This window comes from Paenarthrobacter sp. YIM B13468, from assembly GCF_042788025.1.
GTDB classification, from domain to species: domain Bacteria; phylum Actinomycetota; class Actinomycetes; order Actinomycetales; family Micrococcaceae; genus Arthrobacter; species Arthrobacter aromaticivorans.
The window spans coordinates 25,685-45,023 of record NZ_JBHZPI010000034.1 but is presented as its reverse complement, the minus strand read 5'-3'; the positions used below and the strand labels follow the sequence as shown (position 1 = coordinate 45,023).

The window sequence follows — 19,339 nt, the reverse complement described above, 5'->3', positions numbered from 1 at the left end:
AAACCTACGTAGGAATCAACCTCCCCGAACCAAACAAACAACCAACCCACTGACTCCACACAGCTTGACAGCCTGCGCCTTTCTGCGGATCCTCTCTCACATCCAATGGCCTTTCGGCTGACGTTCTCTCACATCCAACGGCCTTTCGCCTGACGTTCTCTCACATCCAACGGCCTTTCGCCTGACGTTCTCTCACATCCCGTCGCGTTTGGCACGGTCCTCTATCACGTCCGTCGCGTCGGCTGAATAGCTGTCCCGTACTAAAGGCTCGACGTCGGCACCCACCCCGGGTGCCGACGTCGGGCCTTTCTTCGTGAAAGTGAGAGAGCGTTCCGAAATGGGCCACACGATGTGAGAGAAGATCCGGGGAAAAGGGTTTGGATATGAGAGAGGATCGCGGTATTTCGGCGCTCAGTGCAACCGTGTATCGCCCATTGCAACAAGCGTAATCAGAGTCGCGCCCACCGTAGCCGCCCAGAAGCCGTCGAATTAGTTTCAAAAACACTCTTGACCGTGATGCGGCACACACGTAGTCTGATGCAACAGCGTTGCTTCTAATGCAACCCCAATTTTCTTGGTGGACACATGAGTAATGAACTTTCCTCTGTGGCAGCCGCGGGAGACCGGTCCAATGGCGGACGCAGTACCTCTCCCGAGTCAGGCCCCAATCACACAGTCAGCAAGGACACGCGCCGACGCGTCGTCACTGCAAGCTTCATCGGTAACTTCGTCGAGTGGTTCGACTACGCCGTCTATGGATACCTGGCCGGTATCATCTCCACGGTCTTCTTCCCCGAATCCGATCGTCAAACGGCTCTGCTTGCAACGTTCGGTGTTTTCGCCGTCAGTTTCTTCGTAAGGCCGCTTGGCGGATTCATCTGGGGCCATATCGGAGACAGGCTGGGCCGGAAGCAGGCGTTGTCGCTCTCGATCGTCCTGATGTCCGTGGCCACATTCTGCATCGCACTGATCCCCGGGTACGCCACTATCGGCGTCATGGCGCCGATCCTGCTATTGCTCGTCAGGGTTGTCCAAGGTTTCTCTGCTGCAGGCGAGTACGCCGGCGCGTCCGCCTTCCTGGTGGAGTACGCGCCGTCGAATCGCCGCGGGCTCTATGCCGCCGTCGTACCTGCCAGCACCGCAGCGGGACTCTTGCTGGGATCCTTGCTGGCCGCCCTGCTGAGTTCAGTCCTGACCGCAGAGCAGCTCAACGAATGGGGTTGGCGCCTGCCATTCCTGTTGGCGGCGCCTATGGGCTTAATAGGCAGATACATCCGGACCAAGCTCGAGGACACCCCTGCCTTCCGTGAACTGTCCGAGAAGGAGACTGTGAAGGCGCCGGCGCTGGCGATGTTCAAGACCTACCGGAAACAGCTCGTGATCGCTACGGGCGCAGTGCTGCTGAACGCGGTGGGCTTCTACGTGATCCTCAGTTACATGCCAACTTACCTGTCGGTTGAACTGGGCTTTGGGGCGGCGGAATCGTTCCTCGCTACAACGATCGCCCTGGCCAGTTACATCGGCTTCATCTTCCTGACCGGTATTGCGTCGGACAAATTCGGCCGCAAGCGCATGCTTATCACGGCATCTGTTCTGTTTGTGGTGCTGACCGTCCCTGCGTTTATGCTCCTGGATACGCGAAACTTCCTGGTCATCGTCCTCGTCCAGATCCTGCTGGGCGGAATGCTCACCCTCAACGACGGCACCCTGCCGAGCTTCCTGGCCGAACTCTTCCCAACGAAGGTCCGCTACACGGGATTCGCCGTCAGCTTCAATCTTTCCAACGCGTTGTTCGGCGGCACTGCTCCGTTCATGGCAACCCTCCTCATCGGCATGACCCACAACCAACTGGCCCCAGGCTGGTACCTCGTGGCTGCCGCCCTTGTTTCCCTCATCGCAGTCCTGTTCGCCGCCGAGACTTCCAAGAAGCCACTGCAGCAGGACTGAAACCAACCACCCATTGAAAGGAACCACCATGACCATCACCGAGAACGAGCCCATCAACGACGTAGCCAAGCTCGAGCGTCTCAAGGTCCTAAACAACGGCGAGAAGGTCTCCCTGACCTTCTCCGACGCAGAGTTTGAGCGTCGCCTTGCCGGACTTCGCAGGATCATGGCCGAGAAAGACCTCGACGCCGTCATCCTCACCAGCTACCACTCCATCAAGTACTACTCCGATTTCCTCTTCACCTACTTCGGCCGCTCCTACGGCATGGTGGTCACCAAGGATGACACGGTCACCATTACGGCAAATATCGACGCCGGTATGCCTTGGCGCCGCAGCTTCGGCGACAACCTCGTGTACACGGATTGGCGCCGTGACAACTACATCCACGCCATCCACGAAGTCCTGCGCACCCGCGGCATCAACCCCCGCCGCCTCGGCGTCGAAGACGACTCCCTGCCGCTGGACAACCGCAACAAGATCCAGGCCGCATTCTCCGGAGCAACGCTGGTGGATGTCGCCCAGGCTGCGATGCGCCAGCGAATGATCAAGTCGGACGAAGAAATCGCAGTCATCAAGCACGGCGCCCGCATCGGCGATCTTGGCGGCGAGGCCATCCGCAACGCCATCACGGCTGGAATCACGGAGTACGAGGTCGCCCTGATCGGCACCGAAGCCATGGTCCACGAAATTGCCCGGACCTTCCCGGACTCAGAAATCCGTGACACGTGGGTCTGGTTCCAGTCCGGCATCAACACCGACGGCGCCCACAACTGGGCAACCACGCGCAAGATCCAGGAACACGACATCCTGTCATTGAACTGCTTCCCGATGACCAGCGGTTACTACACGGCACTGGAGCGCACCCTGTTCTATGGCGAACCGGACGCGCGCTCATTGGAGCTGTGGAACATCAACGTGGAGGTTCACAAGCGCGGCCTGGAACTCATCAAGCCCGGCGCAGTCTGCAGGGACATCGCCGCCGAGCTCAACGAGATCTACGTTGGTCACGGGCTCCTGGCCAACCGCACGTTCGGCTATGGCCACTCGTTCGGCGTCTTGAGCCACTACTACGGACGCGAAGCAGGCCTTGAACTTCGCGAAGACATCGACACCGTGCTGGAACCGGGCATGGTGGTTTCCATGGAACCGATGATCACCGTCCTGGACGGCCAACCAGGCGCGGGCGGCTACCGCGAGCACGACATCCTTGTGGTGGGCGAAGACGGTGCGGAGAACATCACCAAGTTCCCCTTCGGCCCTGAGTACAACATCATCGGAGCCTAGGTGGCGCGGCCGGTGGACGCAGTGCACGGCGTCCACCGGCCCAGCCCTGTCCGTGTCCGCCACCTTCGGCCAAATATAGTGAACCCATGACTCCCACGGAATCCAACGACGTTTCAGGCAACGGCGAAGCCAAAGGTACCTCGGTCATTGTCAACGCCATCGCGGTCCTGCGGAGTTTCAGTGCCGAAGAGCCGCTATTGGGGGTCACTGAAATCGCAGGGCGAATTGGCCTGCACAAGAGCACAGTTTCCCGCATCCTGGCCACGTTGGAGCAGGAGCACTTGGTGGAGCGCGACGTCGATTCGCGCAGGTTCCGCTTGGGGCTGGGAATGATCGCCATGGCGGGCCCACTCCTGGCGGAACTCGAAGAGCGGCGCGTGGCGTATCCGGTGCTACGCGAATTGACCGAACGGACGGGGGAGACCAGCGCGCTCATGGTCTGGAACGGCACCGAATCCATGAGTGTGGAGCAGATTCCCAGTCGGCACCAGGTCAAGCATTTGGCTCCGTTGGGTGTCCGCTACAACGAGGCACTCAGTTCTTCTGTTCAGGTCTTCCTGGCCGCGGAGGACGAGGATCGCGTTCGCAATCTACTCCGGAGCGGCGCGATCACTCTTCCTGGCCTCGATGAGGAAGCCATGGAGGCGTACTTGCGGCGGCTGGAGGACTCCACGAAGCGCGGCTGGGCAGTGAACTTTGGCGAGACGTCCATCGAGGAAGTGGGTGTGGCCTCGCCTGTCTATGACCACAGGGGAAACATTGTGGCGTCCGTGCTCATCCCCGCACCAAAGTTCCGGGTCTCGCAGGACACGCTTACCAGTCTCGGCGAAGCTTGTGCCGACGCCGCGGCCAAGGTCACAACACGCCTTGGTGGCCGCGCCCCGCGCTGAGGCCCCCGCGCTGAGCCTCCCCCGCGCTGTGCCATCTCGCGAAAGCAGAACGGCGACCGTCCCCGCGAAGGGGACGACCGCCGTCGTTCGTTGAACCGACGTCCGCGAGGTTACATCCTCCGCCGTGCCGTCGTTGTCTCGTCCATGGCATCCCTGCCCAGCCAAGCACCGAGGCCGATCATGGCCACGCCAAGAACGAAGTGCAGCCAGTTGTCAGCGGTGTTGAACGGAACAAAGTTGGCGCCGGTTTCCTGGTTGATGATCAGGCCGTAGATCCAAAGAACGAGATATACGGCGCCGCCACCAATGAGGAACAGGCGAGCCATACGAGCTGTCCTGGCCATGGCCAAACCGGCTACGCCAAACAGCAGATGGACGATGTTGTGGAGAATGGATACTTGGAATACTCCAAGCAGCATGGCGCCGGATTCATGTCCCGCGAAGGTCATGGCGCCGTAATTGGTGGTGATACCCGGGATGAAGCCCAGGACACCCACCAGCAGAAATACAATGCCAACGCCCATGGCGGTGTTGTGAAGCGTCAACCCCATCGCATGATGGTGTTCGGTGGGGTGCGAAGCGGTGGTCATGAAGTCCTCCCTTTCACGCTGTTAAACGGCTCTTCTCATGGAGAACCGTCCCGCGGCAAGGGGTGTCGGAAAACCTTGCCGACGCCGCCATAATACTCCTGAAATGCCTCCAATTGCAGGGGAATGGCCAGTCAGCTGACAGTTAGCATGGGTTCATGAGCCAGGCTCCCAACGGCGATTTCCAATCGATCTTCCATGACACCCGGGATCTCACTCCCTTCCGCGATGGATACGTTCGCACACCCGTCCGCGGATTGGCCGACGGCGTGGGTGAAGTGCTGTCCGGTGTCCTGACTGGCCGGGATCCTGCCCGCCTTTCTGTGCTGGGCGATGTTCCCCGGTTGAAGCGCCTGTCCACCAAGCAGGCCAAGGCAATGCATGAGGCCGTCTTCACTTCTAGCGAGCCTGATCGGCTTATCTCCCTGGGTCGCGTCTACCCGGGGTGGGCGGGCTTGTGTTACGTGATGGCGGGACTATTGGCGTACAAGCACGGCGGTTATCTGCGGGCCTCCGAGTTGCTGCGGCGCGGCTTAACAACAAGGATCGACGACGACGCGAGCCAGTTCTCGGCCCTCTACCTCGGGCAGGTGGTCACCAGGGTTGAGGTGGCCGAACGCATTGAAGTTCCGGTTTTGTTCAGCGAGGAGTCCGTGTTCCTCGCGCTGGCCCATTGCCTTCGGGAGATGGGAATGATCGAGTCCGCGTTGGAAGCAGTGGTGGGTTTGCCGCCGTCGTTGCCTTCAGCCCTGGCACGCTGCACCGCAGCGTTTGCGCTGGACCGGCACAGGGACGTAGTGATGTGTACGGAGGGGTTGTTGAATACGGATGATCTCTCGGCAGCCTTGCTTCTGATCCGGGCTAGGTCGCAACGGGCTCGTGGCGATTTTGAATCGGCCCAGGCGGCGCTGAAGGAGGTCCTTCGCCGTAGGAAGACCAGCCTGGCCTTGCGAAATGACGCCCTGACCGATCGCGCCCTTCTCGCCTTGGACCAGGGGCGGCGCACGCTGACTCCGCGTTCGAAACGCCCCGCCCCGCCAGCAGAGCTGGAAGCCTTGGAAGTGATCCGCAAGGACGCCGAGATGCGTCGTTTGTGGGAGAACGACTTCAGGGAACTCAGCGGGGAATAAAGACCATTGTGGAGGAGCTGATGCAAGCGTAGCCTTGTAATCAACCAAGTGATTGATAAAGCATTTGGTTGACAACGAAAGGTCGCGCAGGGTTATGGATTCAGACGCTCTGGACAAGGCGTTCATGGCTCTTGCTGATCCCGTCAGACGGGGAATTGTTGCCCGGCTGTCCCGGGGAGACGCAACGGTCAATGAATTGGCGGAGCCCTTTGCGATCACCAAGCAGGCAGTTTCAAAACACATCCAGGTCCTGGAGCACGCAGGGCTGGTGACCCGGTCCCGTGACGCCCAACGCAGGCCGGTGCACTTGGATTCAGCCGCCCTCGAAGAGCTGACGGCATGGATAGACCAATATCGACTGATCGCCGAGCGTCGCTTCCGGCTGCTCGACGAAATCCTGGCCGAGTCCGGCCCCGGGGTCCTCCCAGGGCCACAACAACAAGATGAAGAGGAATTGAAATGAGCAATCCAACGGCAATCACTGCTGATGACGGCGTTCCGTTCGTCGATACTGTCCGCGAATTCGATGCACCGGTCAGCGCAGTGTTCAAGGCACACGTGGACCCGGATCTCCTGGCCAAGTGGCTTGGTCCGCGGGACGCGAGACTGAATGTCACCGAATACAACGCCACCACGGGCGGTAGCTGGCACTACGAAAGTGGCCACGAAAACGCGATGTACGGATTCCGTGGGGTCTTTCACACCGTAGACACCGACGAGCTGATCATCATGACCTTCGAATTCGACGGCGCCCCGGGCCAAGTGGGCATCAGCACCACCAGGTTCGAGGAAATTGACGGTCGCACCAGGATCGTCGTCCACGAGGTCTACCCATCGGTGGAAGCGCGTGACATGGCCCTCGCCACAGGCATGAATTACGGCGTGATCGAAGGGTACGAGCGACTGGATGAGGTACTTGCCGCCTAAGCCCGGCTCGCCACGAGGGGAAGGAGTTGCTCCGTCAACAACACTGCTCCCAGCCCAATCATGATGATTCCGCTGGCCAGCGTCACCACGCGCGCGGCGCCTGGACGTGAAGCGAGCAGCCTCCGCGAGGTCAACGCGACCCCGGTGTACACAAGCCCGGCGAGGATCACGAACGTTAGTCCCAGCAACCCGGACTGAACAGGAACAGGCAGTGCGGCTTCGGGGCTGACGAATTGCGGCACCAGCGCCACAAAGAACAGCAGGCCTTTGGGGTTGATGCCACTGGTGCCCATGCCTTGGAAGAACGTCCGGACCTGGTTTCCGGACTGCACGACGGCGCCTTCCGCACTAAAACTCGCACCTCGCCATGACCGGATGGTGGTGAAGCCGAGCCACAGCAGGTATGCAGCACCGGCAATCGTGAGCCAGCCCAGCAGGCCGGGTACTCCCGCCAGCAGGGCTGCCAGTCCGGCCGCCATCAGCACCGTGTGAATCACATATCCGCTGCAGAGTCCCGCTACGGCCGGCACGAAACTATGCTTCCTGAGTCCAGCTGAAATCGAGTAGGCCCAATCGACGCCGGGGGTGCAAGCCAAGGTGACTGACACAAGCAGGAAGGCGAAGAACAATTGCGGGTTCACGGTCTCTCCAGAGTTTTCGTTGGTAGGAAAACTCTAGGGAAAATCGCCTGATAAGTGTTCCCTGATTTATCCCAGAAACTGGGTATCTGGGTAAGATCATTGCGTGATTGACCACATTGACAGAAGTATTTTGCGCCACCTCCAAGAGGATGGTCGAATGACCGCCACTGCCTTGGCATCGAAGGTCGGATTAACAGTGGCTCCGTGCCATCGAAGACTCCGGGACCTGGAGTCTTCCGGGGTCATTCGGGGCTACCGTGCGGACATTGATCCAGCAGCGGTGGGGCTTGGTTTCGAGGCAATCGTGTTCGTCACGCTCCGTCAGGTGGAACGCACCATCATGGCGGAGTTCGAGGAACGTGTGGCTTCAAGCCCCAACATCGTTGAGGCGCAGCGGCTGTTCGGCTCTCCCGACTATTTGTTGAAGGTCATCGCGGCGGACCTTCCTGCCTACCAGCGCTTCTACGACGACGAACTCGCGGCCCTTCCGGCTGTTGAGCGTCTCACGTCCACCCTGGTGATGAAGAATCTGAAAACCAACGTAGGTCCACCGGTCTGATGGCAACACAGCGGATGGACTGCCTGTGAAACCGGCAGAGCGGCGACTCCGCAAAGTAAGCTTGGCCGCCGTCGCTGGGCGCGCTTGGACTTCTCCACTACCTGCGGCCGGGGAGCGGGTGTTTCCGCTGTATTCGTAAGGCCCCGCGTGCGGGCGTCCTAGCTAATACCAGTACCGGCGCCCAGCCAAGATGGGGCGATTGAGCGCGCCGAGAATAAGCAGGATGAGGCCGATGGCCAGCACAATCCAGCCTATGGTGACGAGGATGCCAATGTTGAGTAACCAGCCGGCAATCAGAAGAACAAGTCCCAGGACGATCATTTCTTTCCTTTCGCGTTGTCGAGCAGACTAGTCATTAAATAAGCACCCTGACTAAATCAAGATTACCTGAACCGGCAGGAAATGGGGATGCTGCTTTGTTTGCCGAGGCGGCAGGTGCCTTGGACAGGGTGGTGCGCTTCAGGCCGGTCTATTCCGTGATTTCGTGGATGCTTGCTCCCTTTGTCCTGGAGCGTGACAGCATGCTCGATCTTGGCTGGATCGACCACGGACGTGTTTGAAGGAGGTGCCATTCGCGTCGGTGCTGCACTTGAACGAAGGCTGTAGCTTTAGAGCCATGGAATGGTACGAGAACCGGCGGCAATTGCCACCGCCCTCAACGCACCAAGAGGTATGGTCGCCTGCCGCCCATCGCAGGGTTCATCCTCGACGCAGTAGCGCTTTTAGGCTGGGTTCTGCTGGTGCTGATCGTCGTCCAGCCTTGGGATTTCTCCGTCCCACCGCAGAAATGACTTCCAAAACTACCTGATAAGGAGACCAGCTACTAGGGCGATAGCCAAGGCTGCGATGACAGCAAGCGTGAAATACTTCATCGCTTCCATGGAGCTCTTTTTCACGGTGGCGCCGGCCAAAGGCAACGTCTCCTGCCACGCCTTGATTGCTTCGAGCCCCCGGTAGTAGGCGTATTCCATGGCGACACCTCCAGCGACGCCGGCGGCTGCTCCTATACCGTCCGCGGCGCTCATGGCCGCACCAGCAGAACCCAACCGACCCAGGTTGCTGTCATTACCGGAGTTCCCGCCTGAGGCCGTGCCAAGTTCAGCCAACTGTGCCCTGGAAGGACTGGGAGACATTGATGCTCCAACGCCGACAATGTCGTGTTGTTGGCCATGAGCCTGCACCACCATGGTTCCCCAACTGGTGAAGCGGACCGAAGCATGGCTTACCGGCAGAGCGAATATCGTCCGCAGCTCAGCGTTCTGCATACTCAAGACGCCGGAGGGATCCAGGCTCAAAATGACGGGAACTGTCGCAGCTCCATTCACCTTGCTCTTTCGCCAGTAAAGCAGCGACTTGACGGGTTGAACCGGGGATTGTGTCTGGGGACTATCCATGCTCTCCAGAATAGGGTCAGAGGTCTGGAGCCCGGACGCGCCCCACCGTGAACCCCTGGTTCAAAGGAATATGGTTGCAGTGATCCCCCCGCCATCGTGCATTTCACCGTGCGGGTCATACGTGCATCGTCCAAGTCGGCAACTGCAAGGAACGCGTAAGCACGTTTCGTGGGTACGGTGATCGACCGATGCTTACGGGCGCACTGGAGTTCAAATGGAAGAATTCGAGGATGACAAAGGCTGCTGCGACTATCCCTGGCCGACTTCGGCCCACCCTTGACGCCTTGGTGTCCGCGTGCAGGCACGACAACAGGGTGCGCTCAGCCTGGCTCGAAGGCTCGATCGCGCAAGGTGTGGCCGACGACTGGAGCGACATTGACCTGCATCTGTTGGTCGAGGAGTCGGAAGCGTTCGACGCACAAGTCTGGTTGAGCGCGATCGTTCCGCTTGTTCTGGCTGACGCGATCCCCGGGGTGCCAGGAGCGTTGATATGCCTCACGCCCGACTGGATCCACATCGACCTCGTTCTCCACTCAACCACTGAGAATCTGCCGGATTGCCAGCGTGAGGTGCTTTTGAATCGGGACGAGGAAAGGGTTACGAGCACGGTCGGGACCCTGGCCGGTCCTGCCGACCCCTACTTCCCTGAACAGCAAGTTCGGATCTTCCTGTACTTCATGGGGACAGCCATCGCTGCCCATCACCGCGACGACCTGATAGCCCTGCTCCATGTAACTACGATGATGCGAGATCGGCTCCTGATTCAGTTGATGCTTGCGGAAAACGGGGTAGAGGCAGAAGCGGGAGCCAAGAGGACTACGCGGCGTTTGAATGCCGAACAGATGGACTGTCTTCGTTCCCTGCCCTCCACCGCGGTCAGCGAGGCATCCTTGCTCCAGGCGCTGAAAGTGATCGCAGCCGAGTACCTAGGGCGGGCACATCGGCTGGCGCGCAATTGCCACGCTGTGTGGCCAGATGAGCTCGAACTCGCGACCAAGCGCTTGTGGGCCCGCGAGCTCGGCTTCATCCTCTAGCGGCTAGCCGAGCGTCTTTCCCTAAGTTGAACCAGTCCCATCCTTCCGCTGCAGGCATGTCCCTGTGAGGGATCCTTCACCGGGGAGCACCGCCGCAGTCCTGCAGTGGCTGGAGTGGGCAACCTTGTACCGGCACGAGCAAGCAGCCGCCGCCCAAAGTGAATTGAGCTGAGAGGATAGGGACCATGCGAGGAACTGTGTGGGCGTGGGCCAGTGCCCTGATTGGGGCTGCAATTCTGGTGTTGATCTTCTTCTACGGCACCGAATACGGAACATGGGTCGACGAGGCTGGCCCCCTTAGCGTTGAGCCCCCAACCTTCATCCTTCCGTTCGCCATCGGCGGACTTGGCTTTGTGCTCCTGATCGGTGGCGTCATCGCGGGCTCAACCGGAATGCTGAGCGCCGAACGTTCCGGCCGCAAAGCTAAACACTAACGCTAGCGGTCGCAACAGGGGCAATGCGCTCCTACTCCGTTGTAGAGCTCAGAAGTTAGAGCCTGTGCCCGCCAAGGGATCCTTGGGTTCTTGCGGACATCAGTCATGTGCGTGCCCAAGCAGGACCGGCGTGACGGCCTGATCCAAGACTGCCCACGACTGACTCGCTCAATCGTTCTTGGTCCCGGCCAGGGGAAACTGATCGCAACGGAGGTCAGGGCATGGCCACGAGGCATGCGGACCCAGGGTGGGCGCGTCGTCCCGCCGCTTCCGGTAGGGCTTCTTTTTGGGGAGCCATAATTGCCACATGGCTATAAGTACGGGCGGCATTGTTGAAGATTGGGGTCCGCCGCGCTTGGCGCTCGAGGAGGTTCGAAAGCAGGTGGCGAACTTCGCCCCTCGCCAATCGGACCAGGATTACGTCGTCGACATTGCATTTCGTTCATGGCACCTAAACAGAGAGCCCGAGTTCACCGGCGTTCAACCCGCCATGGTCGGGCGCAAGCAGCGGCGCTTTATTATCTGGCATTCAGTCCCCAAAGGATTGAATACTGCTGCAGCCGTTCGTACTTGGCTGGCCAGCGCGCTTCCTGAGACGACGCGGCTAGTCCGTGAGTATCTCCCTCAGAAGTCGAAGTCCTACCCTTCTGAGCAACTCGCAGCCGAGATCGACGGGTTGCGGGAGATGTTGCTAAGAACGGACTAGGTCGACCATTCCAGAAGTACATTCATGCGTACCTGCAGTTTCCGCCCTCGTGCACTGCAGTGCTGCAGGAGGGAATGGAGCGTCCGGTGAGGCATCGGCTTACGGCCGGTCGTTGTCGAGTTGATAGCACCGGGCAGGAAGTAGACAGGTAGCGCTAGAATCGCAGGTCCTTCTTCATACACTCTGGCCGCGAGTAGCATCTGGGCGATGAGCCGCCAGGAAGGTTCGTCGGGGACTGGCTCCCCCAGGTTTGCGAAGTAACCATCCATGTCACGCGTCCAAGCTGACAACGCCTCCAGGAAGCTTTCGAGGTCGTTATTCTCCCAGTTTCCAGGATCTTGTCTTAGTGAGTTTGCCTTTTCCTTCGATGGAGACTTCGAATCTGTCTCTGCTTCTATTTGCCCGAATCCAATAGGTGTTCCGGTCATGATCACGTCTCCCGGGAGCAGCGTAAATCCGTGCGATATGGCGGAGACCAGTTCGTAGACGTTGTGAACCATGAGCGCTGTAGTGGCGTTTTGCGCAGTTGGCCGTGGAACTGGACTTGAACAGGCAGGGCTGTGATGTCGAGATTGGTTTCGATCCAGGGACCTAGGGGTGAGGAGGTGTCGAAGCCTTTGGCCCTGGTCCATTGCCCGTCAGCGTTTTGGACGTCCTTGGCGGTGAGGTCGTTCCCGCAGGTAAAACCAAAGATGAAGTCCTTGGCGTCGTCAGGTTCCACTTCATTACAAGGCTCGCCTATGACGACGCAGAGCTCGGCTTCGAACGTTACGTGTGTAGGGAACTTCGGTAGTACGACGTCCTCGCCCGGCCCGACGACTGCGGTGTAGGGCTTCATGAAGAGCTAGCGGGTGACCTCGGTCGGCTGCTTGCTTGTCCAGGTCTTCCGCGGTGACGGCAAAGTTCTTGACGGCCCAGATGATCTTGCTGCGGGCCGTGATGGGTGCGAGCAGACGGACGTCGGCCAGGTTGTAGGTCTTGTTGGTGAGGCTGATGCCGTCAAGAAGCGGATCCCCGATGGCGGTGATTTTCTCGTGGCCGGGCTGGCCGGAATCGGGCGATGCGCATGGATGTCCTATGCGTCAGGGCCGGGCGGCTCGGGTGTGGTGCATCGGCGCCCCGCTGGATTGGCGGGGGATCAGGGTGGGCGTTGCACGCCGGATTCGCGGTTCTGTGCCGGGATTGACGATGAGATCTATGGCCGTGGCGGCGATCTGGTCCAGCGGGACGCTGACCGAACTGAGGGGTGTGGGCAGGCGCGCGGACAGCGGCGTGTCGTTGTAGCCAACCAGAGCGAGAGCATCGGGGATGGTGATGCCGTTGTGCTGGGCGGCTGCCATGATACCCATCGCGATGTTGTCGTTTGCGGCAAAGATGGCCGTTGGTCGGTTTCCGGGTCCTGCGGCGAGGAGGGTTTGTCCTGCGGTGTAGCCGTTTTCGATGCCGTACCCGGCGGCGACCATCCATTCCTCCCTTATTGAGATGCCTGCTTCCTCAAGTGCCCTCCGGGCACCTGCCAAGCGTGCCGTTCCGGTAGAAGTGAAGTCTGGGCCGGTGATTACGGCGATATCCTGGTGGCCCAAGTCAACCAAGTGCCGGACGGCGAGGTAGCCGCCGACCTCATCATCACCGATTGCGGACGGGCTTTCCCCGTCGGTACGAAGGACAAGCGCGTGTGCCACCTTGCGGTGACGCAGGAGTTTTGGCAGTTCATCGCCGAGCCGGGCGGTGGCGAGGATCAGCCCATCGACGTTCCGGTCCAGCAGTGTCTCGGCTGCACGGCGCTCATCTTCGGGATCATCGCCGCTGCTGGCCACCATGGCAAAGTAACCGCGCGCCGCTGCGGCGCGTTCCACCGCTTCGAACATCAGCGCCATGACCGTATCGCTAAGACGCGGTACCAGCACTCCGAGGGTGCGGGTTTCTCCCCGGCGAAGGCTGGAGGCAAACGAATTCCTGCGGTATCCGAGCTCCTCGGCGACTTTCCGCACATGGGCCGCGGCGGCCGACCGTGAGGTGGTGCGCTCGTCCAAGGCGCGGCTGGCCGTGGAGATGCTCACGCCGCTGGCTGCAGCGACGTCTTTGAGCGTGACGATAGCTCCAGGGGCCGGCTCCATTGCGGTTCTCCTCTTCAGCAGGGGCGTTATGGACACTCTATTCCTTCTTCTTGCAAACGTTCTCTTGACAGTGAGCTGCGACACGTGCAAACTTGAAAACGTTCCCGCAAACGTTTTCATTATAGCGGAACTACTGACCATCAAAGAAGACAAGAAGGTAGCTGCAAATGGCACTCGATCTCCGCGGACTCAGCCCCGCACCTGTCACCCCATTCACCGAAGATGGCGCTGTCGACTTCGCTGCGATCCAGCGTCTGGGTTCGTGGCTCGGATCGATTGAGGGCGTGAAGAGCCTCGTCGTCCTGGGGCATGCCGGCGAAGGTACGTTCCTCACCGAGGAAGAGCAGTTGGACGTTATCCGCGCATTCGTCGCATCCACCGACGGCCGCGTACCGGTCGTGGCCGGCATCACCAAGGAGGGCAACAAGACCGCGGCCCTCGAGGCCAAGAAGGCCGTCGAGGCCGGTGCATCCGCTGGCCTCGTTTACCCCTCGCATGGGTGGCTGCGCTTCGGATACCAAAAAGGCGCACCCCAGTCGCGTTACAAGGAGATCTACGAAGAGTCCGGCCTGCCGCTGATCCTCTTCCAGTACCCGGACAACACAAAAGCAACCTACGACCTCGACACTCAGCTGGAGATCGCAGGCCAGGAAGGCGTCTTTGCAACGAAGAACGGTGTCCGGAACATGCGCCGTTGGTACACCGAGATCCCCGCGCTGCGCGCCGCATACCCCGAGCTGCAGATCCTGTCCTGCCATGATGAGTACCTGCTGCCGACCATGTTCGATGTCGACGGTCTGCTCGTTGGCTACGGCAACATCGCCCCTGAGCTGCTCGTCGAACTGATCGAGGCCGGCAAGGCCCAGGACTACCCGCGTGCCCACGCCATTCATGAGCGGCTCCTCCCGGTGACCCGGAACGTTTACCACCGCGGCTCCCACATGGAGGGTACCGTCGCCTTGAAGTGGGGCCTCGTGAACCGCGGCATCCTGGACCACGCCACCGTGCGCACCCCGCTCCTGCCCCTGCCGGAGGGCGCCGATACGGAAATCGCAGCCGCCTTCGCCGAAGCCAACATCGGCAAGGTCACCACGGCCGCTGCCGTCTGATCCCGAGTTGCCCCACGGGGCAACGAGAGGTCCTAATGGGCGGCGGGTCCCTCGGCCCGCCGCCCGTGCCCCAGCTTTTGCTCTCCACCCCGGGCAATGACGCCCCCAGCAATGTCGCTGTATAAGGAGGACTCGCCGATGCGCGAGCAGAATAAGACCATCACCCGTTCAGCTCACAGGGAAGAACAGATGGCAACCCAGCAAGGAAACCAGCCAGCTACCGCTCCGAAGCGTCGCACTTTCCTGGGCTACCTGGCCCTGATGGGCCCGGCCTTCGTCGTCGGCGCCTGGCAGTTCGGCCCCGGCAACCTCACCACCGCTGTACAAGCCGGCAGCCGCTTCGACTACAGCCTCGTCTGGGTCATCGCAGTATCCACCGTCATGATGATTTTCTTCACCGACATGAGCGTCCGGCTCGGCATCGTCACACCGACTTCCTTGATCACCTCCATCAAAGACCACCTGGGCAAATGGGTCGGCGTGCTGGCCGGTTTCGGGGTCTTCGGCATCACCTTGATGTTCTCCGTCGGCAACGCCGTGGGCTCCGGCCTCGGCCTGTCCTTGGTCTTTGGAGGCTCTCCGGTTCTCTGGACGATCGTCTGCACAATCGCCGTAGGCATTGTCCTAGCCTTCAAAAACGTCTACGGCGTGGTTGAAAAAGCCCTTCTGGTAATCGTCGTGCTCATGGGGCTGGCCTTCATCGCCAGCACTGTTGTGGCACAACCGGACTGGTATCGCGCCCTCGAAGGCGCTGTTCCGACCCTGCCGGCAGGAAGTGAAATTCTGGTCGTCGCACTGGTCGGCACCAACTTCTCCATCAATGCCGCGTTCTACACCGCCTACGGCATCAAAGAACACAAGCGCACCCGAGCCGATTACCGCGACATCACTCTCGCGGACACCATCCCCGGTATCGTCGCACCCGGCATCATGACCGCACTGGTGATCATGGTTGCCGCCGCGGTCCTCGGCAGGACCGGCGGCGAAGCAGGCACGATCAATGCCCTCGCCTCCATCTTCACGCCCCTCGCCGGTCCCGTGGGATCCATGGTCTTCGCTCTCGGACTCTCCGGTGCGGCGTTCTCCTCCATGATCGCCAACGCCACTGCCGGCGGCACGATGGTCTCGGACGCGCTCGGCCGCGGCGCGAAAGCCGGGTCCCCCATGGCCCGGATCTTCACGGGCATGATCCTGGCCTTCGGCCTGATCAGCACTCTGTTGTTCCAGTCCTCTCCCGTTGGCCTGATCGTCATCGCCCAGTCCCTCACAGTCCTCATCGCACCCCTGCTGGGCGTCCTCATAGTCGTCATGGCCAACAAGGCCTCCGTCATGGGAGACCTGCGCAACAAATGGTGGCAGAACCTCTTCGCCGCCATCGGCATGATAGCCATCATCGCCTCCTCTATCCGCCTCATCACCACACTCATCGGCTAAGACGCCCCCACCAAAAGTAGTGCCCCTGAGAACTACAGGGGCACTACTTTTGTTGCTACCTAAACGCTGCGGCGATCAGGGGGCAGATCTATGGCGTGCGATTCAAACGGATCGCGCGGAAGCCGGTGGTTCACCGAACACGAAAGGCTTCCGACCCGGTCTCCACCGGTTATGCGGCATGGCCGACGCAGTAGTAAGTGCCGGCGACGACTGCGGTTGTTTTAGGTGTTGGTTCCGTGGTTCGCAATAGGCGGGACATAGACTCCCTTTCATGCGCGTGTTCGACATCACCTTCAACTACAAGGTCGACAGCCCTCCAGGAAAGGACCCGGATTCCCATAGTCCGCTGCTCAAGGCTGACCATCAGTTGCTCTGGACTAAGGAGCTATGCGACGGGGAGCTGTTCAACGTGCAGGTCCCGGCGGACCCAAAGGAGCGTCGTAAGAACTACCTAATGTTCGAGCAGACCCCCGACAAAAGGTTCACGTTCGGGAGTGATGCCGTCACGAACTCCTACACCAAGTGGGGGAAGCCGAGGAAGTTGGTTGAAGCTAAGGCCGAGTTGAGCGAGGAGCAGCAGCACCGCTATTTCAACCCGCCGTACACGATCGGCAGTGCCATGATCTGGCCCGTCAGGAAAATACACCGGCCCACCCTGAACACCGCCAGGGGAATGAGACTACGGATCGCGGACCGGATGGACCTAACTCTGGAATGCATCCGGCGCCACTACGCTGCCGAGCCAGGCAGTCCCCTCGCCGATGTCACCACTAAGTACGCGGACTTCTTCAAACTCTTCTGCACGTTCAAGCAGTTCGTGGAGTTCTTCCACTTCCAGGACCTCGTGACGCCGGAGGGAAAGATCGACTTCTTCCTAGAGGGGGACGAGAACTTCAACCGTCCCGGAGTCCCGACGACGAAGGACGAGTACATCAGAGTGCGGGAAGCCTCGCTGAAGTTCATAGCGCTGCGGGGCAACCGGATGGCCGACTGGGTCGAGAAGAACCACCCCGACATTAAGGTCCGCTGGCGGTAAACAACGCTTACCCAGCCGCTGACGACGTTGCGAGGAAGAGGCGCAGACCCCGGACACTCAGGCGATCCCACTAACGGGCCGATGCGGCAGCCCGACGGTGCATCGTGTCTAGACCCTCACCCGATATTGTTGCGGAAACCGAAAAGGATCCTGTGGACCACAGCGGTAAGTGGCGCGGTTTCCGCAGCACTTTATGGCTGGCGGACGCACGCAAGCGGATCCACACCTGGACACCTGGGCAGGTGCACGAGCACAGTCGAAGTGTTCCCGATTCCTCGTATATGGTCGCGAAGAGTGAAGCGCCCGCCACTGTTCCCCCAGAAGTTGTAAGCCATTGATCTGCCCTCATCCTAGGTGGGTGCCGTAGGTGCTCCCTATGTGCATAACTTCGATACATCCAGGGGCCTACGCTGGGTCCTCTTTCAGCAGCCCGGTAGTCCGGTAAGGAATCACTTCGCGCAGGAACATGCTGGTGGACGTACGCACGATTCCCGGGCAGAGCCTGATTTCCTCCGAGACGCGGTACAGGTCATCCGGGCTCTTGGCTACCACCCTGATGATGAGGTCGGTATCGCCCGCGGGAGCGTGGCATTCGAGTACCTCAGGGATCTCCCGTAGCGCGGCAATGGCTTCATTGAGGTGGCTTTGATCGAGTTCGGCGCTGACAGCAGCGGCCACACCCCGGCCAAGTGACGAGGGCAGCACGCGGCTGCTGTTGGGGCGCAATGCTCCCGATGCCGTCATCCGCTCCAGTCGGGACTGGACGGTGCCGCGTGCCAGGTGCAGCTTCTGGGCCAGAACCATGATGGGGACGCGGGGATCCTCATCAAGTGCGGCAATGATCCTGCGGTCCGTCGCGTCGAGTTCCTGCAAAATGACCACTTCCTGACTGCGATTTCAACTCTGATTAGTCAGATCGACTACTCAATGCCATGTCTATTGCACCTACTGTATGCGTACTGCTGAAATGGTGACAACGAAGCAGGGCGAGGCTACCGCCGGATCCCGCAGGCAGCAGGCACCTGGAACACCACCCGGACCCCTGTACAGGTTTCCCGCAAGGAAGCAGCCGCTGATTGACTCTTGTTCACAGCATTGTCATTCTGCACCCGCCTGTCCTAACGGGCAGCACAGCAAGAGCCCCTGAGCCACCGGATCGTTGCGGTAGCTGAGGGGCTCTTGTGGTGTGCGGGCACATAGGCTTGGACCATGACGTCTGCAGGCCGCTTCGCCCCGAGCCCTTCCGGGGAACTGCATGTAGGCAATCTCCGGACGGCGATCCTCGCCTGGCTCTTCGCCAAATCGACTAGCCGCGACTTCCTGCTCCGCGTTGAGGACCTGGACCGGGCCCGGTCCGGCGCGGAGGCTGAGCAGCTCCGCGACCTGGAGGCCGTCGGCGTCAGTTGGGACGCCGCCGTCGTACGTCAGACTGAGCGCGGGCCGCTGTACGAGGACGCAATTGGGCGCCTTACTGCCGAGGGCCGCACCTACGAATGCTTCTGCACCCGCCGGGAAATCCAGGAAGCGCCGTCTGCGCCGCACTCTCCACAAGGCGCGTATCCGGGCACGTGCCGCACGCTGTCCGAGGCCGAGCGCGAGATCCGCCGGGCGTCGCGTCCGGCCGCGATCCGCCTCCGATCGGAGGTCGCTGAGTGGGCTGTGGAGGACCAGTTGCATGGCAACTATGTGGGCGCGGTGGACGACTTTGTGCTGCGCCGCAACGATGGCGTCACGGCCTACAACCTGGCAGTCGTAGTAGACGATGCCGCCCAGGGAATCGACCAGGTGGTCAGGGGCGATGACCTCCTTCCGTCCACTCCGCGCCAGGCTTATCTAGCCACCCTGTTGGGCTTGCCAGTGCCGGAATATGCCCACGTTCCGCTGGTTGTAAACCACGACGGCGTGAGGCTGGCGAAGCGCGACGGTGCGGTAACCTTGCGCGACCTCGCCGCCGTCGGAGTAACAGCGGTGAGGGTGCGCGATCTCCTCCTCGAGTCGTTGGGATTACCGGCTGGTTCCTTGCAGTATGCCGTGCCGGAATTCGACCCCCGAAGGCTGCCGATGCAGCCCTGGGTGTGGAAAACGCCCAGGGGCTGAGTACAGGCCAAG

22 protein-coding genes and 1 pseudogene are annotated in these 19,339 nt (G+C 60.6%); 15 read left to right on the top strand and 8 right to left on the bottom strand.

What is annotated here, in order from left to right; genetic code table 11:
• Nucleotides 1-585 precede the first annotated feature (585 nt).
• The 3 genes from ACFX4T_RS23975 (at nucleotide 586) to ACFX4T_RS23965 (ending at nucleotide 4,122) form a co-directional block, all read left to right on the top strand.
• Complete coding sequence (locus ACFX4T_RS23975; RefSeq protein WP_216926324.1) at nucleotides 586-1,947, top strand: MFS transporter; 1,362 nt, start codon at nucleotides 586-588, stop codon at nucleotides 1,945-1,947.
• A 28-nt stretch (nucleotides 1,948-1,975) separates the two neighbouring features.
• A complete protein-coding gene (locus ACFX4T_RS23970; RefSeq protein WP_377654735.1) occupies nucleotides 1,976-3,232 on the top strand; it encodes an aminopeptidase P family protein in 1,257 nt (418 codons plus the stop codon).
• 86 nt (nucleotides 3,233-3,318) lie between these two features.
• Nucleotides 3,319-4,122 carry an IclR family transcriptional regulator gene (locus ACFX4T_RS23965; RefSeq protein ID WP_377654733.1) on the top strand — a complete coding sequence of 268 codons (804 nt, stop codon included), beginning with the start codon at nucleotides 3,319-3,321 and terminating at the stop codon, nucleotides 4,120-4,122.
• Nucleotides 4,123-4,232: 110 nt separating this feature from the next.
• On the opposite strand, the gene ACFX4T_RS23960 is transcribed toward ACFX4T_RS23965, so the two are convergent.
• On the bottom strand, nucleotides 4,233-4,712 hold the full coding sequence (locus ACFX4T_RS23960) for a DUF4383 domain-containing protein (RefSeq protein WP_216926327.1): 480 nt from the start codon (nucleotides 4,710-4,712) through the stop codon (nucleotides 4,233-4,235).
• A gap of 155 nt (nucleotides 4,713-4,867) precedes the next feature.
• On the opposite strand from ACFX4T_RS23960, the gene ACFX4T_RS23955 reads away from it, so the two are divergent.
• The 3 genes from ACFX4T_RS23955 to ACFX4T_RS23945 all read left to right on the top strand — a co-directional run bounded on the left by ACFX4T_RS23955 (nucleotide 4,868) and on the right by ACFX4T_RS23945 (nucleotide 6,766).
• The gene (locus ACFX4T_RS23955; RefSeq protein ID WP_377654730.1) at nucleotides 4,868-5,839 is read left to right on the top strand and encodes a hypothetical protein; all 972 of its coding nucleotides are present in this window, start codon (nucleotides 4,868-4,870) and stop codon (nucleotides 5,837-5,839) included.
• A gap of 94 nt (nucleotides 5,840-5,933) precedes the next feature.
• Nucleotides 5,934-6,302 carry an ArsR/SmtB family transcription factor gene (locus ACFX4T_RS23950; protein ID WP_377654728.1) on the top strand — a complete coding sequence of 123 codons (369 nt, stop codon included), beginning with the start codon at nucleotides 5,934-5,936 and terminating at the stop codon, nucleotides 6,300-6,302.
• Nucleotides 6,299-6,766, top strand: coding sequence for an SRPBCC family protein (locus ACFX4T_RS23945; protein ID WP_377654726.1), 468 nt, complete (start codon nucleotides 6,299-6,301; stop codon nucleotides 6,764-6,766). Before ACFX4T_RS23950 ends, ACFX4T_RS23945 begins: the two co-directional genes overlap by 4 nt.
• On the opposite strand, the gene ACFX4T_RS23940 is transcribed toward ACFX4T_RS23945, so the two are convergent.
• Nucleotides 6,763-7,407, bottom strand: coding sequence for a LysE family translocator (locus tag ACFX4T_RS23940; RefSeq protein ID WP_377654724.1), 645 nt, complete (start codon nucleotides 7,405-7,407; stop codon nucleotides 6,763-6,765). The two genes, ACFX4T_RS23945 and ACFX4T_RS23940, sit on opposite strands and share 4 nt — an antisense overlap.
• 103 nt (nucleotides 7,408-7,510) lie before the next feature.
• Here ACFX4T_RS23940 and ACFX4T_RS23935 point away from each other — a divergent pair, with 103 nt between their 5' ends.
• A complete protein-coding gene (locus tag ACFX4T_RS23935) occupies nucleotides 7,511-7,966 on the top strand; it encodes an Lrp/AsnC family transcriptional regulator (protein ID WP_216926332.1) in 456 nt (151 codons plus the stop codon).
• A 162-nt stretch (nucleotides 7,967-8,128) separates the two neighbouring features.
• On the opposite strand, the gene ACFX4T_RS23930 is transcribed toward ACFX4T_RS23935, so the two are convergent.
• Nucleotides 8,129-8,287, bottom strand: a complete 159-nt coding sequence (locus ACFX4T_RS23930) for a hypothetical protein (protein ID WP_216926333.1) — start codon at nucleotides 8,285-8,287, stop codon at nucleotides 8,129-8,131.
• A 95-nt stretch (nucleotides 8,288-8,382) separates the two neighbouring features.
• Here ACFX4T_RS23930 and ACFX4T_RS23925 point away from each other — a divergent pair, with 95 nt between their 5' ends.
• Nucleotides 8,383-8,526 carry a hypothetical protein gene (locus ACFX4T_RS23925; RefSeq protein ID WP_216926334.1) on the top strand — a complete coding sequence of 48 codons (144 nt, stop codon included), beginning with the start codon at nucleotides 8,383-8,385 and terminating at the stop codon, nucleotides 8,524-8,526.
• Between the two features lie 240 nt (nucleotides 8,527-8,766).
• On the opposite strand, the gene ACFX4T_RS23920 is transcribed toward ACFX4T_RS23925, so the two are convergent.
• Nucleotides 8,767-9,360 (bottom strand): hypothetical protein, encoded by a 594-nt coding sequence (locus ACFX4T_RS23920; protein ID WP_377654722.1) that lies wholly within the window; start codon nucleotides 9,358-9,360, stop codon nucleotides 8,767-8,769.
• A gap of 230 nt (nucleotides 9,361-9,590) precedes the next feature.
• Here ACFX4T_RS23920 and ACFX4T_RS23915 point away from each other — a divergent pair, with 230 nt between their 5' ends.
• The 3 genes from ACFX4T_RS23915 to ACFX4T_RS23905 all read left to right on the top strand — a co-directional run bounded on the left by ACFX4T_RS23915 (nucleotide 9,591) and on the right by ACFX4T_RS23905 (nucleotide 11,534).
• Nucleotides 9,591-10,394: a hypothetical protein gene (locus ACFX4T_RS23915; protein WP_377654720.1), complete on the top strand. Its 804-nt coding sequence runs from the start codon at nucleotides 9,591-9,593 to the stop codon at nucleotides 10,392-10,394.
• A gap of 185 nt (nucleotides 10,395-10,579) precedes the next feature.
• A complete protein-coding gene (locus ACFX4T_RS23910; protein WP_223947169.1) occupies nucleotides 10,580-10,828 on the top strand; it encodes a hypothetical protein in 249 nt (82 codons plus the stop codon).
• A 307-nt stretch (nucleotides 10,829-11,135) separates the two neighbouring features.
• On the top strand, nucleotides 11,136-11,534 hold the full coding sequence (locus ACFX4T_RS23905; RefSeq protein ID WP_377654718.1) for a hypothetical protein: 399 nt from the start codon (nucleotides 11,136-11,138) through the stop codon (nucleotides 11,532-11,534).
• On the opposite strand, the pseudogene ACFX4T_RS23900 reads toward ACFX4T_RS23905, so the two are convergent.
• From ACFX4T_RS23900 to ACFX4T_RS23890, 3 genes and pseudogenes are all read right to left on the bottom strand, one after another.
• Nucleotides 11,531-12,372: pseudogene (locus ACFX4T_RS23900) on the bottom strand (fumarylacetoacetate hydrolase family protein). The gene ACFX4T_RS23905 and the pseudogene ACFX4T_RS23900 overlap by 4 nt on opposite strands.
• Nucleotides 12,260-12,529: a hypothetical protein gene (locus ACFX4T_RS23895; protein WP_377654739.1), complete on the bottom strand. Its 270-nt coding sequence runs from the start codon at nucleotides 12,527-12,529 to the stop codon at nucleotides 12,260-12,262. The pseudogene ACFX4T_RS23900 and the gene ACFX4T_RS23895 overlap by 113 nt, the downstream one beginning before the upstream one ends.
• Before the next feature lie 87 nt (nucleotides 12,530-12,616).
• Nucleotides 12,617-13,651, bottom strand: a complete 1,035-nt coding sequence (locus tag ACFX4T_RS23890; protein WP_223947167.1) for a LacI family DNA-binding transcriptional regulator — start codon at nucleotides 13,649-13,651, stop codon at nucleotides 12,617-12,619.
• A gap of 167 nt (nucleotides 13,652-13,818) precedes the next feature.
• Between ACFX4T_RS23890 and ACFX4T_RS23885 the strand changes: the two genes are divergently transcribed.
• The 3 genes from ACFX4T_RS23885 (at nucleotide 13,819) to ACFX4T_RS23875 (ending at nucleotide 17,230) form a co-directional block, all read left to right on the top strand.
• On the top strand, nucleotides 13,819-14,760 hold the full coding sequence (locus ACFX4T_RS23885) for a dihydrodipicolinate synthase family protein (protein WP_377654716.1): 942 nt from the start codon (nucleotides 13,819-13,821) through the stop codon (nucleotides 14,758-14,760).
• Between the two features lie 138 nt (nucleotides 14,761-14,898).
• Nucleotides 14,899-16,194 carry an Nramp family divalent metal transporter gene (locus tag ACFX4T_RS23880; RefSeq protein WP_377654714.1) on the top strand — a complete coding sequence of 432 codons (1,296 nt, stop codon included), beginning with the start codon at nucleotides 14,899-14,901 and terminating at the stop codon, nucleotides 16,192-16,194.
• Nucleotides 16,195-16,465: 271 nt separating this feature from the next.
• Nucleotides 16,466-17,230 (top strand): DUF6994 family protein, encoded by a 765-nt coding sequence (locus tag ACFX4T_RS23875; protein ID WP_377654712.1) that lies wholly within the window; start codon nucleotides 16,466-16,468, stop codon nucleotides 17,228-17,230.
• A gap of 405 nt (nucleotides 17,231-17,635) precedes the next feature.
• Here the strand turns inward: ACFX4T_RS23875 and ACFX4T_RS23870 are convergent, their stop codons facing one another.
• Nucleotides 17,636-18,103: an Lrp/AsnC family transcriptional regulator gene (locus ACFX4T_RS23870; RefSeq protein WP_377654737.1), complete on the bottom strand. Its 468-nt coding sequence runs from the start codon at nucleotides 18,101-18,103 to the stop codon at nucleotides 17,636-17,638.
• 336 nt (nucleotides 18,104-18,439) lie between these two features.
• Between ACFX4T_RS23870 and gluQRS the strand changes: the two genes are divergently transcribed.
• On the top strand, nucleotides 18,440-19,327 hold the full coding sequence (gluQRS, locus tag ACFX4T_RS23865; RefSeq protein ID WP_377654710.1) for a tRNA glutamyl-Q(34) synthetase GluQRS: 888 nt from the start codon (nucleotides 18,440-18,442) through the stop codon (nucleotides 19,325-19,327).
• Nucleotides 19,328-19,339 lie beyond the last annotated feature (12 nt).